Raw genomic sequence first — 14441 nt, 5'->3', positions numbered from 1 at the left:
CCGATATTGTCTGTACGCCATGATCGAAGCCAAAGTCATCTGCAAACGGTTCGGAAAGGTACGGGCCGTGCAGGACGTGTCCTTCTCGCTCATCCCCGGGCAGGTCGCAGGACTGCTCGGCCCAAACGGAGCGGGAAAGAGCACCACAATCCGCATGATTACCGGATTCCTCTGCCCGGATCAGGGCTCTGTCTCCATCGGCGGACACGACACCATTCGCGATCCGCTCGCTGCTCGCCGTCTGATCGGGTATCTTCCCGAGTCCGCCCCCGTCTACCCCGAGATGCGCGCGATCGACTACATTCATTACCGTGCTCGTCTGACCGGGTTGGGCCGCCGCGATGCCCGGGCCACCGCCCGCAAAGCCGCCGACCGCTGCCGTATTGGCACCATGCTGACCCGGCGGATCTCTACTCTGAGCAAGGGGTACAAGCAGCGCGTGGGGCTGGCAGCCGCACTGGTCCACAACCCACCGGTCCTCATCCTCGACGAACCGACGAACGGCCTCGATCCGACACAGATCCGTGACGCCCGAAGCCTCATTCGCGAACTGGCAACCGATCGCACAATGCTCGTATCCAGCCACATCCTGCCCGAGATCGAGCGCACCTGCGATCGCGTTATCGTGATCGTCGGCGGGAAGCTCTGCGCCGATGGTTCGCCCGATGCGCTCTCACGCACCGGATCTGCAGAGCTGATCGTCGAGTATCGCGCCAATGCGGGCGACGTTTTGCCCGAAGCATTGCGGCGTGTCGCGGGCATCGAGGTCGTGTCCCATCAAGCCTCTGAAGATGGGTGGACGCGGGTCTCGGCCGCAATCACGCACGCCAGCGCCCGCGACGAAGTCGCCCGCCTCGTTCGTGCTCAGAATATCGAAGTGCGTGAGCTGAGCATGCATTGGCCAACTCTCGAAGACGTGTTCGTCCAACTCGCCGAACGGGCCGGCGCAGGGGGCCAGCCATGAACGTGATGCTGGTTCTTGCAGCTCGTGAACTCGGATCGCTCTTCCGCACACCGGTCGGATGGATCGTGCTGGCGTTGTACCTCTTTCTGACTGGTCTTGTCTTCGCGCTCAACACGCTCGTCCCCGGAGAGGCTGCCACGCTGCGATACTTCTTTGGTGCCTCGGCATTTCTGCTTGTGCCCATCGCGCCAGCTGTTTCGATGCGGCTTCTGGCTGATGAATATCGCTCTGGAACAATCGAAATTCTCAGCACAACACCTCTGAGCGAATGGTCGCTGGCTCTGGGCAAGTTCGCAGGCGCAGTCCTCTTCCTCCTTGTCATGCTCGCTCCAACGCTCCTCTATCCCGTCCTTCTGATGTGGCTCAGCGATCCACGCCCCGATCCGGGCCCGATCGCAACTGGATATCTCGGCCTGATCCTCGTCGGCTCGCTGTACATCGCGATCGGACTCCTCGCTTCATCAATCACCTCGAGCCAGACGCTCGCATTCCTTGCGACGCTCATGTTTCTGATCCTTGTTTCGCTGACTTCAACACAGATTGCAAGTCTCGCGCCTGCTCCGGTCGCAGAGGTGCTCATGTCGCTGTCAATTGACCGCCGCGTCCGCGACTTTGCGATCGGGATCGTTGACACTTCACACGTGGTGTACTTCGCAAGCCTGATCGGGCTGTTCGTCACGCTTGCTGCGGGCGTGCTGGCGATGCGGAGGTGGCGCTGATGCTCCGCAACCGACGCCTGAGCGCATGGAGTTCAACATTGATCGTTGTCGCCGCGATCCTGCTCGCGGTGGTGCTGATGAATCTCATCGCACTTCAGACGCGCACACGCTACGACCTGACCCTCACCGGGCAACACCAGCTCAGCCCGCGCACAAGTCGTCTGATCGAACGCCTGCCGGGGCGATTCGACCTCGTCTTCGCAGTCGATCGTTCACGCGTGGATCAAAAGTCGTACGACGCGATCGTCGATCTGCTCTCAGGCCTGGCACGAACGAACGAGAACATCCACTTTCAGTCCGTCGATGTCGGCACCAGCCGCGGCAAGGCGCAGTTCGAAGCCCTTGTCCATCAACTCCGTGAGCGCGATCGGCCGATCATCGAGCGCCAATCGCAACGGTTGACCGAATCTGCAGCCAACTTTCGCACCACTGCTGTCGATCTCGAATCCGTTTCAGCCGGCATCGAGAGTGCCGCGCTAGCCGTGCCAACCGATCGGCCCGATGCAAACACCGTGCGCCGCCTGTTGCAGAATGGAGCTTCCCTCTCGCGCATCGCAGCGCAAGATCTCAGCCGCATCGCAGATCTTATCGATCAGGAACTAGCCACGCAGGATGGCATGCTGCCTGACACCGCCACCATTCGCGACCGCATCGCCACCGACCTCGACCGCATCGAAGATCAGTTGTCGATGCTCGGGACCGAACTCGGCCGATTTGGTGCGACCGAGACGATGCCACAGGCCGCACGGCAGGAGGCTGCACCCCGCGCGCGCGAACTCCTTCGCGCACGCGACCTGATCGCCACCGAGGCCGACACCCTGGCCCGACTCCCTCGCCCAGCGGTCTTTCGCGTGGCATCCGCCCTGGCACTGGGCGAAGCGTTGCTCGTCATCGGCCCGCCCGATGTCGGCATCACCGCGATCGACCGCGACGCGCTTCTGCCCTCCATCGACGGCCTTGTCGCGGCGCACGTCGGAGTCGGGGGCGAAGTCGCACGCCGAGCCGAAGACCTGCTCACCGTCGCACTCGCTTCGCTCACGCTGCCTCACCAGCCGATCCTCATCATCGTCCACGCCGAAGTCGAGCCTTTCGTCATGAAGACACCTGTCTTCGAGCAATTGATCGATCGCGCCCGCTCGCGCAGCGTTGACGTGCTCGAGTGGGCCATCGTCGCCGCGCCCGATCACCCGACACTGGACAAACTCGACCCTGCCGGGCGCAGGCCTCGCGTCTATTTCATCATCTCTCCCAACAGTGCCGCATCCAGCGCGGGCGGCGACGCAAACCTCACCGGTGCCCGCCGCGCAACAGCCCTTGCGCGCGTCGTGACCGACCTCATCGACGGTGGCCAATCGATTCTCCTCTCGCTGAATCCTTCAGTTTTTCCCACCTTCGGGGATGCCGACCCCATCGCGGCTGCGCTCGCGCCCTTCGGCCTGCGCCCGAATACCGGCACACCCATCGTGACAGAACAAGTCACCGACCGAGGGCGAGCCATCGCAACCACGCTCACAACTCCAGGCAGCGCGGGCGAACATCCGATTCAACGAGCCATCGCAGCCCTTTCGACCCAACTCCTCTGGCCCATCGCGATCGAAACCGACTCACGCGATGATGTGCAAACCGTCACACTCCTCGAAGCGCCCGGTTCAAACTCGCGATGGATGGAAACACAGTGGATCGGGCTCTGGCAGGCACAGCCGACCGCTGCCGCAGCCGATGTCTTGGCAAAGTTCGATGAAGGCCGAGATCAACGGCGCGATTCCTACACGCTCGCCGTCGCAGCCGAGCGCACGCTTGCGGGCCAAGAACAGCGCGTGATCTGCATCGGATCCAACGGATGGGCGCTCGATCGCGTCGCGCAGCCCCGCCGCGCTGTCGATGGTCGACTCATCGCCATCAATCCGGGCAATCTTGAACTGCTCGACGCCTCGATTGCATGGCTCGCTTTTGCTGACGATCTGATCGCACGAAGCGCAGCGTCCGGAAATGTGCCCACCGTTCAAGCCATGTCGCCCGCCATGGCCGCACGTCTGCAATGGCTGATCCTTGCCGGACTGCCCCTCGGAGTGCTGCTGGCTGGAGTCGGATGGCGCATCGTGCGAGGGTGATAACGCGCGCCTGTACGCGTCCCAGAATCCGGATCTCGTTGCCGCTTCGCCACCTGCGCCAGCACACAGCATCCAATCTGCCCATCTTCGCCAAGCGTGTTTCAAATGCCCTTGCATTTGTGCGTTCGATCAGGCATCTTGTCTGCATGATTCGAAAGTGCCTAGCGCCTCGCAGTCAAACAACCCGCGTCAACACACTCGCCCGAGGCCCTGGCCTTGCAGCGAGTCGAATCTGAAGCCTTGTGTTCCCGTTCCGGGTTCAGGAGCGATCAGGTTGGCCAGTGCTTTTGGCTAGCCCCAGCAGAGTTCGCCGTTGAGACGAGTTTCACCCGGTCGGTTCATTTCCTTGCTGAAGGCCCGCGCGAAAGCGCGGGCTTTCATTTCAACACTAATTGCACTGCATCATCTGCCGATCACTCGAACGCGCCGCGGTCCTGAATCACAAAATCATGCAGCGTCGCCAGTTCGGCCGCAGACAAACTCGCCAGCCGCATGAATCGATCCACAATCGGCTTGGGCTCATCAAACGCCAGCGCACCAAGAAGACCGAACTTGTGATCCAGAATCTGACGCAGCGGAGCCTCCACATTGCGCGCGTGCCCGCCCGGATACATCACCAGCCCTGAGTCATGCAACGCGCCGCTCGAGTCCTCTATCACCACGCTCGTCGGGATGCCGTCGGGATACTTTGCGTCGTACTCCGGCCCGCCGTGCGCAAACTCAATCGTGTCCATCAGCGCCCGTGTCTTCTTGTTGAAGATGGCGTCGGCGCAATAGTCAGCCGGTTCGAGCATCAGTTCAGTCCAGCCGACTTTCTTGCTCTCGATGGCCTTGCGCAGCAACGTCGCCACGATGTACACCATCGAATGGTCCGCCGACTGTCGCGTCTTTGGGTCGCGCTTGGCAGGGTCGCCGATGATGCCGAATGCGGGCTCGTATGCAACAATGCGAATGCGCCTGATGTTCGCGCCGTCATTTTCAAGCAGTTTCGGACTTCGCCCCAACAGCGTAATCATGGCCTGCAGCGCGCCCGCCGACTGGTGCTCATACAGCCCGAGTTTGAAGTGCATCCCCATCACCGCAAAATCGCTCCCGCTTCGCCCAAGCACAAGTTCGAACGGGCTCGAATCGCGCGGCGACACGTCCTTGGGCTTGCCCCCCACTTTCACAAACATCTGCCCAGGTCCTTCGAACATGCGGAAGATCGCCTCCGGATTGCGAAATATATCGCGAGGCCCCAGGAAGCCCATCATCGAACGCCGCATCGCCAGCACCGCGGCTTCGGTGCTGATCGCCGCACTCGCGCCTTTCGAATCGCTCAACTGCTTGCCCGCGCGAATAGCCCGGAAAGGAATGTAGTGCGCAACCGTCATTCCGATGGCCGATTCGATCTGCTCGGCCGTCGCGCCAAGCATCGCGCCAAACACCGCTGCCGACGCGATCGCGCCATGCACCACATGATCCACCTTGTACGACTTGAGGCTGAAGACCTCCGCAAGCCTGCCTCGAATCTCATCAAGGCAGATCATGGCCTTGAGCGCGTCGGCCCCCGATCGCCCCGCCATCTGCGCCGCCGCGATACACACCGGATAAAAGTCGTTGTGCCCAAACTCGCCCGCCGTGTGCCCGAGCCTCGGGTTGTATCCAAAGTTCGTCCCGTTTGAATCCCATTCCCGCACCGCCGCAGCGTTGGCCACAATCGCCTTCTCAGGCTGCACGAGCGTTCTTGATCCGAACACTGTCGCCCCGGATCGCTCCGATCGCCCGATTGGAGCCGCATCCGGGCCGATCGAGTACGTCAGTGCCTCGCGCCGCAGGATCGTTGGCGCGTTCGTCCCCAAAGCCAGTGCCGAAAGCCCGCACAACGCCGCATCCGTATGAAACAGCGTCGTCTTCTCCAGCACATCGCTACCGGGTTCGCCCCGCTTGCCAGGTTCGCTCGAAAGAAAGTCGATGGCATACCGGGCGATGCCCAGCGCCTGGTTCGAGTCGGCAGGGAGCGTGACGTATTGATTCTCGGACATCGGGGGTCTCCTCCTGATCATGGGCGCGACCGCAGGCCTCGCCTGGGGGGATGAAGGTTATGCGTCCATCCGCTTCCCCGGCCCTCTGGCGACCTGCTCGCTCCTGTACCTATTCCCCGAAACGCGCTACACTGTCCCCCACATGGCCAAACAGGACGACAAGATCTCACTTGAAGCCGTCGTCGTCGAGGCGCTGCCGAACACCATGTTCAAAGTGCAGTTGCCCGACGACAAAAAGACGGAAATCCTCGCCTACCTCTCGGGCAAGATGCGCAAGTTCCGCATCCGCATCCTCCCAGGCGACATCGTAACAGTCGAACTCAGCCCCTACGACCTGAGCAAGGGTCGCATCACCTACCGCAAGTAACTCCGCGCTTTGCCGCGTCCCCCGGGCTCTTACCGCCCCCGACGCACCTTGAGCAACATCACCAAAAACACCGGCCCACCCAGAAGCGCGGTCACCACGCCCAGAGGCAACCTCCCCGATGGCAGCGCCAGCAATCGCACCCCTGCATCGGCGGCAATCACCAGTACCGCCCCCACCAGCGCCGCCGCAGGCGACTGCCACCGATGAACCGGCCCAACGATCCCGCGCGCGATGTGAGGCCCGATCAAACCAATAAACCCGATCGGCCCCGCCAGCGCCACCGCAGCCCCACTGAGCAGCCCCGCGCCGACAAACTGCCCCCCACGCACAAGCCCCAGCCGCACCCCGACGCTTCGGGTTTCATCTTCGCTCATCATCGCCGCATCCAGCGTGCGCCCGAATGAAATCGAAGCGACCAGACCGATCGCCAGTGTCACTCCCGCCGCAGCAAGCCGAACACCCCCCGCTTCCTCATCGATCGCCCCATACAGCCAGCGTCCCGCGTATACACCCCGATCTGGCAACAGATGCTGAATGAGCATCGTTCCTGCCGAGCAGGTGATGCTCAAAATCACCCCGACAAGTATCATGGCCACCGGATCAATCACACCGCGTCTGTTGCTCAACACATAGACGATTGTGAGCACGCCAAACGCCCCGAGCATCGCCGGAACCAATGGCCCGGACCCAGCCACAACTCCCGCCCCTGCCATGCTGGATGCATAGGCCGCCACCATCACCGCAAGCCCCGCGCCCGACGCAAGCCCCATGATGTCTGGCGATGCCAGCGGATTCCGCAACAGGCCCTGCAACAACACCCCCGCCAGTCCCAGGCAGCCACCGACAAGCCCCGCACTGATGGTCCGCAGCAACCGAATTTCAAACATCTGGGCCGCGACCTGCGGGTCGCTGTGCGTCGGCCCTACCCCAACACGTACCAATCCCACCGCGATCATCAACGCGACAAGCAAAGCAATCCGAACTCCAATGGGCAACCGCACGCCTCCAGCCTATCCACCCGGCACCTTGGCCGCATCGTCAATTGCCCACCTATCATGCAAACCGCCCTCTGCAGGAGTCCAGTCTTGGCTGAAAACACCATCCGCTGCCGCGTTGTCACTCCCACCCATGCTGTCCTTGATGACCAGGTCCGGTACGCCTCAGTGCCGCTCCACGACGGCCTTGCCGGTTTTATGCCCGGACGCAGCCCACTCGTCGCCCGCCTTGGCCTGGGCGAACTCCGGCTCGACTTTCCCGACTCACGCGACAGCAAAGGCGGATCGCGCTCCTACTTCATCGACGGCGGATTCGCGAAAATGAGCAGTGAAGGCCTGACCATCCTCGCCCAGGAAGCCATGCCCATCGAATCGATCGCCAAGTCCGATGCTCAAGCCGAGCTCGCCGCAGCCGAAAGCCGCAAGGTCGACATTCACGCGACTGACGCCCTGGCCCAATCCGCACGAATCTCCCACGACCGCAATCGCGCACGCCTCAAAGTACGCCTCGCATCGCAAAGTCAGGCCAAGGGAATCTGACGAGCGACCTACGCTCTGATCATGCGGCACATCACGCTGATCTCCACCGGCGGCACCATCGAGAAGACGTACGACGAACTCACGGGCTCGCTGTCCAACGCACGCAGCATCGTCCCGCTCATGCTCCGCCGCCTCCGCCTCGAAGACACCATCGTCAACACCATCCAACTCCTCTCCAAAGACAGCCTCGACATCACCGACGACGAGCGCCTGCGTATCGTCGAAACCGCACGCCTGCTCGGCTGCTCGGCAGGGTGTGATGGCGTCGTCATCCTTCACGGCACCGACACCCTCACCGCAACAGGCGAACTCATCTACGAACGCATCATCGATCCGCCCGTGCCCATCATCCTCACCGGCGCGATGCGCCCCTTCGAAATGAAGCACTCCGACGCGCTCCAGAATCTCACCGAGTCAATTTTCGCAACAGGCATTCTCGCGCCCGGGGTCTATGTCGTCGCCCACGGCCGCACGCTCCAGTTCCCCGGCGTACTCAAGGACCGCGCGAAAAAGACCTTCATCAAACAGGCCTGAAAACTCACTCGCCGGGTATGTACGAAATCGCGCCCTCGACCGGGCTGCTCGCCGTCGCGTAAAGCTTCTTGTCGATGCGTCCTGCAAGGTAACTCTGCCGCCCCGCCTGCCAGGCCTTGCGCATCGCGTGCGCCATCATCACCGGCTCCCGCGCGCCCGCGATGGCAGTATTGAGCAGCACCCCATCGGCCCCCAGTTCCATTGCCACGCTCACATCGCTCGCCGCGCCTACGCCCGCATCCACAATCACCGGATACGCCGCGTCACCTTCCTTCAACAGCGACAGACACAGCACGATGTTGTTCCGATTCAGTACCCCTTGCCCGCTCCCGATCGGACTCCCCGCGGGCATCACCGACGTTGCCCCCGCTTCCTTGAGCCTCAGCGCACAAATCGGGTCATCGCTCGAATACACCAGCACGCTGAATCCGTCAGCAACCAGTTCCCGCGTCGCTTCCAGCGTCCCCACCGGGTCCGGAAGCAGCGTCCGCTTGTCGCCCAGCACTTCGAGTTTGACGCATTGCGCCCCCGGGTTGCCAAGCTGTTCGAGCAGATCACGCCCAAGCCGCGCCACCCGCACCGCATCCTCCGCCGAAAAACACCCCGCCGTATTGGGCAGAATCGTGTATCGATCAAGATCAATCGCGTCGAGCAGACTCCGGCCCTCGGCGTTGTACAGCCTCTCGCGCCGCACCGCCACCGTAATCACCTCCGCACCCGAAGCATCCAGAGCCGCCGCCATCAACTCGTGAGTCGCATACTTGCCGGTGCCCACGAACAGCCGGCTCATCAGCCGCCGCCCCGCGATGCTCCACGCATCAAGCCCAGGTTCTTCGCGCATGTTCGATCCCATGTCCAACTCTAGAGCCGCACCAGCACGGGCGAGTCATCAGCCGCCTCGATCGAGCGCCACTCAACCCCCGCCGACAAGCGTCACGATCTCCACCGCGTCGCCGTCGCGCAGTTCGCGCGTGTCCTGATCGCGCTTGGGAACCAGATTCCGGTTCACCTCGGCTGCACAAATCGTGGTCGAAAGCCCTATCTGCGCAATCAATTCGGCCACCGTCACCCCTTCGGGCAGATCGACCGGCTCTCCATTGACCGTGATCCTCATCCGAAACCCCCAACGAATCGTGTTCGCAGAACCGACCGAATGGTACACTATAGCGATCCGGAGGCCCCGACATGCTCGTTCGTCAAGCCCCATTCCTGCTCATGCTTATCGCATCCATCCTCGGCGGGTGCTCGAAACCCCCGACCTCCTACAGCCGCAACTCCCCCGAAGCCGTGCTCGAGTCCGCTGCCCTCATGATCCAGAACGGGGAGGCCAAACGCCTGACAGAACTCATTTACGCCGAGAATGTTCAGATGCGTTCTCTTCTCAATCAGATCGGGCTGACCTTCGGATCCATGGCCGACCTCGCCGACGCCTTGCAGGACAAGTTCCCCAATGAAATCGAAGAAGTCCGCAAGCAGATCGAGGCCGACGGCGGACTGAATCTCATCGGCCAGCTTGCCGGTCCCCAAACGCGCGGCCGCCGCGGGCCACCCGTCGGCGGATCCAACGATTCCAACCGATTCCAAAACCTGGGCAAACAGATCTTTGCCGATCCGTATGGCTGGCTCACTCGCAACAATGACAAGCTTGACGTCATCTACATCGCAGACGACACCTATGGCGTCATGTACGACAACAAACCCCTCCTTCAGCCATGGGGCGTCCTCATCCAGAAACAAACCGACGGGTGGTACCTCATGCTCCCGACGAATCTCCCCGGCGCACGCGAGTTCATGCCCAAGTCCGACGATGAGTTCATGATCTGGGGAAGCCTCTTCAAAACGCTCGAAAACGGCATCAACGACATGACCCGCGACGTCAACACCGGCCGCACCACCAGCATGAACCAGCTCGGTCAGTCCGCTGTCGAGAAATTCGCAATCCCGGCCGTCATGGTCATGTTCGCCTACACCAAGCACCGCGAAGCCGCCCAGCGCGAACGCCGCGAAGCGGACAAGCCGGCAGATGGCTAACCGCCGAATCCATCGTCGCTCGCCGTACTTCGTGTGCGTTGACCGATGCCGCTGCTCGCACCGAACGGAACAAACGTAAACCCGAACGACGTTTCACCGCGGATGTTGTCGTAGTTCAGCGCCAGGCCCAGTTCGCCGATCGTGAAACGCCGGAAGAATCGCACATTGAACGTCTGGAAGTCGTCGAGCCTGAAGTTGTACGTCGTGTTGAACGTCAGGCGATACTTGTCCGTCAGGCGATACTGCATGCCCAAGCGCCCGAACGTCACATCCTCCGGATTCAGGTACCGCAGTTCGACCGCTGTCGCAAACTCGGGGTTGTGTTGCATCAGCACGCCGATGCTCGATCGTGCCTGCTGGTGCAGATCCAGGTCATAGATCGTTTCGCCCGCGATACCGAACGCTTCGGTCAACTGAAGCGTGCTGTCAAGTTTGATGTACTCACCAGGCACCGAAAGCTCCGGCTGGGCCGAGTAGAACCGCCCCACCGCGCTTGTGCGTCCCGTATCGTCCGAGTGCCAGACGTACGCTGCGTTGAATGTGAGAAAGTCAACCGATCTCCACCGTCCCGGCCCGCCTCGCTTCGTCTGGAACGTCTGCCCCAGGCGCGCCTGCACCGCCGAGCCCTCGAGCAACGATTCAACCTCCACGTCATAGATCGGCAGGTCCTCACGATCAATTGTCGTTCCCGCCGACCACACCGTCACGCTCGGCTCGATGATGTGCCGCAACTCATGCAGATCCAGTAAATCCGACTCGACATGGCGATACACGCGCTGAAACGATGTGGCCGCCGTCACGCCCGCTCCACCCCAGAAGCGAGTATTGCTCGTCTCGTCGGGGCTGAATGACTCGAAGTCGTCGTCATACACCGTCACGCGCCCGACCACAAATGGCGTGATCAGCACCTCACCCGCGCGCAACTGTGCCGACAACTCGTGCCGCGTATCGAATCGATTTACAAACGCCTCATCAAGTCCAATCGATCGGAACAGATCCCCCAGCGAATCATCCGCATCGGTCCCGAATGCCTGCTGAGCCGCACGATCGATCGTGAAGCCAAGATCCCGCGCATCGACTTCGCTGAAGGTCAGCCGCATGTGCGAATAAGACGCCTCCCATGTGTGCGTCAGAAGACCGGGATACGTCTCGGCAAGCAGATCGGCCGCTGCAACGAAATACCGCAACTCGGGCAGCTTGTCCACCATGTACCCGGGCGTCTGCAACTGATGCTCGGGAATGATGAAGTCGTCGAGCGCGCCCTTGAGTTCTGCCGTGAACTGCCTGTTCTCGACCGTGTGCCTCGCATACACGCGCGACGTGAGCTCGCGCGCCTCACGCGCAATCTCCGGAAACAGCGCCATCACGAACGCTTCATCCGACACCTTCGAGAGTTCAGCCAGAATCGTCCAGTTTTCCGCAATCTCCGCTCGGTGCTTCAGGAACGCCATTCCGCGAAACTCACCATCCCGATCGACTCGCGTTCCTCGCGACAGGATGTCCATCCCCGTGTCCTGTGGCAGCATGTACCAATACAACGAACCCGAAGAACGCTCCGTTTCCCACGATGTCCGCGAACCCAGCCCAAGCCCGCGATCAAAATAGACATCCAGTTCCAGCGAAACATCCAGCCCCGGCGGCCGCTCAATGCCCAGCAGACTCAGCGCATCCCACTGCGAAGTCAGCACCCCGCCCGTGCGGTTCGAATCCTCAAACCCAAGCGACCGCAGCGGAAACTGCGCCGGATCGCCCCGATACCTCGGCCACCAGAAAAACGGCACATCGCCCGCACGAAATGTGATGTTCTTCGCATCGACGTACGTCGTATCGCCCTCGGGCGATTCGCGCCGTTCGATCGTCACCGATCGCACGCCGATCGTGAAGTCCGGCTTGAAGAACGCCGTGTTCGACAACACCGCATTTTCCGCCGAAAACTGCTTGGCCGATTCCTGCCGCACCGCGTCGGCTCGCATGTACAGCGGACTCCTCAGCCTCGCGTCATACGCCCAGAACACAGCATCAAGCACCAGTGCACGGTTCTTCTCAACGTCGTAATAGATCCGAGGCCCGCGCAACGTGTACGTCCCATCCGTCGCACGCACCTCGCCTTCCAGATACAGCCCGAGCACATCGTCAGCAGAAAAACTGCTCAGTCGATCCGACAATTTCCCCGGCTTGAGAAAGATCACCGCTCGCTCGGCCGTGAGTTCGAGTGACTCGACCCCCGACTGATACTGCACCACCACCCCGCCGCTCACCACAACCGAAGAGTCATGCTCGCCCGACTGCACCGTGATGCGCTCGCCCGCAGAGATAAAAAAGATCCCCGAGCTCGTAAACAATGGCGAACGCACAGGTGTCGCACGCGCGCCTCGCGCATCGACCGCTTCCCCAACCACCGCCGGAACCTCGCCCTCGGGCGATGGTGCCTCAGCAACCACTTCAGGCTCAGCACGCGTCTCTTCCACCGGCGGAGGCACCACCACGGGACGATCCGTACGCGGCGGACGCTCTGCACGAGGCTCCACCACTGGCGGCTCCGGCCGCGGCCCCTCAACCCGCGGCTCCTCAATATCGCCCTCCGGCACCACCCGAGGCCGACGCACCGGACGCGATTCCAACGCCCGAGGCGGAGGGGCAACATCAAACGCCCGAGTCAACGCATCATCAGCCTGCGCCAACGCCCGCTTGATATCGTCCGTCACCCGAACAGGACCGGAAGAATTCGGAGGACCATCCAGCCGCACATCAGCCATCAACTCCGGCTTCCCGGCAATCACCGCCCGAATCGGCAGAAAGTCCGCTTTGACACTGACTGCTGCATCAGCGCTCGGCGTGCGCACACGCGTCAACGCTGCAAACACCTGATGAGAACCATCCTCCAGTTCTCGAAGCCACACCACCGCCCGCTCGGCTTCAAAAGTCGAGTTCCCCAGCGTCACTCGAACGTTCCGATCCAGCACCAGCCTCTGAGTCGGGCCTTCCCGCCAGACCCACGCCCGCGCACCCTCAAAACGAATCTCACCCAAAACAGGGGATATAGGCAACCGCGCGGTCGAAAAATCCGTCGCCCGAACCTCCTGCGCACCGGCCCATGGCACTCCCGCCAGCGCCAGGCCGGAGGTCAGCACAAGTATCAAAGCCCGTGAACGCCTGTGTGAAATCATGCGGGACTCGGTCCCTGACGCCTGTGCAGGGGAACGAGATGCTACGGCAGATCGCACCCACGCACAACCCAGCCAACGAAACTGTGGAGAGAGACTGCCCAACCAAGGAACAAATCCCTATGGCCTGCAGAGCACCATCGGGTACACTGACAACGGGTCGAACGACACCCGAGCACCCGGGATCCGAAATTCCCATGCCTCGGAAGCAAGGAGCATCACATGAAGCGTGTTCTGATCGGTTGTGCCGTCGGGCTCGCGTCCGTTGCGAGCGGTCAGTCCATCAACATCGATCTTGGGACCGAAGCCGGCACCCCAGGTTCCGGGTACGCCGCTGCCGGTCATGCCGGATACTGGAACGACGCCCTGCACGGCGAAGCACTCGACCTCAAAGATCTCAATGGCAACCCCACGGGCGTCTCCATCATACTCCCCCACGACTTTTCCACTCCGATCACCGATCCCAACCTTGCTGGCGGGGCGCTGGCACTGCTTGGGGACGCCATGTCGGGTTTCGGCGATGTCATGGCTTTCATCCAATTCTCCGGTCTCGCGCCCGGCATTTACGACGTGTTCGCCTATGGCTATTCCGGCGGCGGACCCTTCGAAGCCACCCTGTTCCAACTTCAGAGTTACTACCAGAACCTCAGCGGCCCATACACCGGCACACTCGTCGAAGGCGTCACACACGCCCACTTCTTCCTCCAAGTCAACCAGAACGGAACGCTCGAACTCGGAGTCGTCGGCGGATTCTGGGGATCAAGCGGATACGTCAGCGGTTTCCAACTCGTCCACGAGCCATGCCTCGCAGACTCCAACCGCGACGGAGTTCTCGACTTCTTTGACGTCTCCAAATACCTGTCATGGTTCTCGAGCGGAAACTCGCGGGCCGATCTGAACTTCGACAACACACTCGACTTCGCCGATGTGCAGTTGTTCCTCCAGGTATTTTCCGCCGGTTGTCCTTGAAGTCTCGAAGGACCCACGATCAC

At 61.7% G+C, this 14441-nt stretch carries 13 protein-coding genes; 8 read left to right on the top strand and 5 right to left on the bottom strand.

Going from position 1 to position 14441, the window contains the following annotated elements; all coding sequences use genetic code 11:
- Positions 1-19 precede the first annotated feature (19 nt).
- From KF757_11570 to KF757_11560, 3 genes are read left to right on the top strand one after another with little or no spacing between them, the layout of a single operon-like run.
- Positions 20-964, top strand: a complete 945-nt coding sequence (locus KF757_11570) for an ABC transporter ATP-binding protein (protein MBX3323618.1) — start codon at positions 20-22, stop codon at positions 962-964.
- Entirely contained in the window at positions 961-1683 is a 723-nt protein-coding gene (locus tag KF757_11565; protein ID MBX3323617.1) for an ABC transporter permease subunit, read from the top strand. The genes KF757_11570 and KF757_11565 overlap by 4 nt, the downstream gene beginning before the upstream one ends.
- Positions 1683-3794, top strand: coding sequence for a hypothetical protein (locus tag KF757_11560; protein MBX3323616.1), 2112 nt, complete (start codon positions 1683-1685; stop codon positions 3792-3794). Before KF757_11565 ends, KF757_11560 begins: the two co-directional genes overlap by 1 nt.
- Before the next feature lie 413 nt (positions 3795-4207).
- On the opposite strand, the gene KF757_11555 is transcribed toward KF757_11560, so the two are convergent.
- Positions 4208-5818, bottom strand: coding sequence for an MmgE/PrpD family protein (locus KF757_11555; GenBank protein ID MBX3323615.1), 1611 nt, complete (start codon positions 5816-5818; stop codon positions 4208-4210).
- A 142-nt stretch (positions 5819-5960) separates the two neighbouring features.
- Here KF757_11555 and infA point away from each other — a divergent pair, with 142 nt between their 5' ends.
- Positions 5961-6185, top strand: coding sequence for a translation initiation factor IF-1 (gene infA, locus KF757_11550; GenBank protein ID MBX3323614.1), 225 nt, complete (start codon positions 5961-5963; stop codon positions 6183-6185).
- A gap of 29 nt (positions 6186-6214) precedes the next feature.
- On the opposite strand, the gene KF757_11545 is transcribed toward infA, so the two are convergent.
- Positions 6215-7186 carry an iron ABC transporter permease gene (locus tag KF757_11545; GenBank protein MBX3323613.1) on the bottom strand — a complete coding sequence of 324 codons (972 nt, stop codon included), beginning with the start codon at positions 7184-7186 and terminating at the stop codon, positions 6215-6217.
- A gap of 84 nt (positions 7187-7270) precedes the next feature.
- On the opposite strand from KF757_11545, the gene KF757_11540 reads away from it, so the two are divergent.
- Positions 7271-7720 carry a F0F1 ATP synthase subunit epsilon gene (locus KF757_11540; protein ID MBX3323612.1) on the top strand — a complete coding sequence of 150 codons (450 nt, stop codon included), beginning with the start codon at positions 7271-7273 and terminating at the stop codon, positions 7718-7720.
- Positions 7721-7741: 21 nt separating this feature from the next.
- Positions 7742-8254 (top strand): asparaginase, encoded by a 513-nt coding sequence (locus KF757_11535; protein ID MBX3323611.1) that lies wholly within the window; start codon positions 7742-7744, stop codon positions 8252-8254.
- Between the two features lie 4 nt (positions 8255-8258).
- Here the strand turns inward: KF757_11535 and KF757_11530 are convergent, their stop codons facing one another.
- Together KF757_11530 and thiS are read right to left on the bottom strand one after the other, a co-directional pair.
- Positions 8259-9095, bottom strand: a complete 837-nt coding sequence (locus KF757_11530; GenBank protein ID MBX3323610.1) for a thiazole synthase — start codon at positions 9093-9095, stop codon at positions 8259-8261.
- 72 nt (positions 9096-9167) lie between these two features.
- Complete coding sequence (gene thiS / locus KF757_11525; GenBank protein ID MBX3323609.1) at positions 9168-9368, bottom strand: sulfur carrier protein ThiS; 201 nt, start codon at positions 9366-9368, stop codon at positions 9168-9170.
- 71 nt (positions 9369-9439) lie between these two features.
- Here thiS and KF757_11520 point away from each other — a divergent pair, with 71 nt between their 5' ends.
- Positions 9440-10285 carry a hypothetical protein gene (locus tag KF757_11520; protein ID MBX3323608.1) on the top strand — a complete coding sequence of 282 codons (846 nt, stop codon included), beginning with the start codon at positions 9440-9442 and terminating at the stop codon, positions 10283-10285.
- Here the strand turns inward: KF757_11520 and lptD are convergent.
- Positions 10282-13452 (bottom strand): LPS assembly protein LptD, encoded by a 3171-nt coding sequence (lptD, locus tag KF757_11515; GenBank protein MBX3323607.1) that lies wholly within the window; start codon positions 13450-13452, stop codon positions 10282-10284. The genes KF757_11520 and lptD overlap by 4 nt on opposite strands.
- Positions 13453-13671: 219 nt before the next feature.
- Between lptD and KF757_11510 the strand changes: the two genes are divergently transcribed.
- A complete protein-coding gene (locus KF757_11510; protein MBX3323606.1) occupies positions 13672-14418 on the top strand; it encodes a hypothetical protein in 747 nt (248 codons plus the stop codon).
- The last annotated feature ends 23 nt before the right edge of the window (positions 14419-14441 follow it).

This window comes from Phycisphaeraceae bacterium, from assembly GCA_019636795.1.
Classification (GTDB): domain Bacteria; phylum Planctomycetota; class Phycisphaerae; order Phycisphaerales; family UBA1924; genus JAHBWW01.
Note: the sequence above shows the minus strand (reverse complement) of the source record. Positions and strands in the feature narration are given on the sequence as shown.

What these genes read in the sequence shown, in the direction of transcription:
- KF757_11565 (MBX3323617.1), top strand. Translation starts at nt 961, where the DNA reads ATGAACGTGATGCTGGTTCTTGCAGCTCGTGAACTCGGATCGCTCTTC.
- KF757_11535 (MBX3323611.1), top strand. Translation starts at nt 7,742, where the DNA reads ATGCGGCACATCACGCTGATCTCCACCGGCGGCACCATCGAGAAGACG.
- KF757_11530 (MBX3323610.1), bottom strand. Translation starts at nt 9,095, where the DNA reads ATGCGCGAAGAACCTGGGCTTGATGCGTGGAGCATCGCGGGGCGGCGG.
- KF757_11555 (MBX3323615.1), bottom strand. Translation starts at nt 5,818, where the DNA reads ATGTCCGAGAATCAATACGTCACGCTCCCTGCCGACTCGAACCAGGCG.
- KF757_11560 (MBX3323616.1), top strand. Translation starts at nt 1,683, where the DNA reads ATGCTCCGCAACCGACGCCTGAGCGCATGGAGTTCAACATTGATCGTT.
- infA (MBX3323614.1), top strand. Translation starts at nt 5,961, where the DNA reads ATGGCCAAACAGGACGACAAGATCTCACTTGAAGCCGTCGTCGTCGAG.
- lptD (MBX3323607.1), bottom strand. Translation starts at nt 13,452, where the DNA reads ATGATTTCACACAGGCGTTCACGGGCTTTGATACTTGTGCTGACCTCC.
- KF757_11520 (MBX3323608.1), top strand. Translation starts at nt 9,440, where the DNA reads ATGCTCGTTCGTCAAGCCCCATTCCTGCTCATGCTTATCGCATCCATC.
- KF757_11570 (MBX3323618.1), top strand. Translation starts at nt 20, where the DNA reads ATGATCGAAGCCAAAGTCATCTGCAAACGGTTCGGAAAGGTACGGGCC.
- thiS (MBX3323609.1), bottom strand. Translation starts at nt 9,368, where the DNA reads ATGAGGATCACGGTCAATGGAGAGCCGGTCGATCTGCCCGAAGGGGTG.
- KF757_11510 (MBX3323606.1), top strand. Translation starts at nt 13,672, where the DNA reads ATGAAGCGTGTTCTGATCGGTTGTGCCGTCGGGCTCGCGTCCGTTGCG.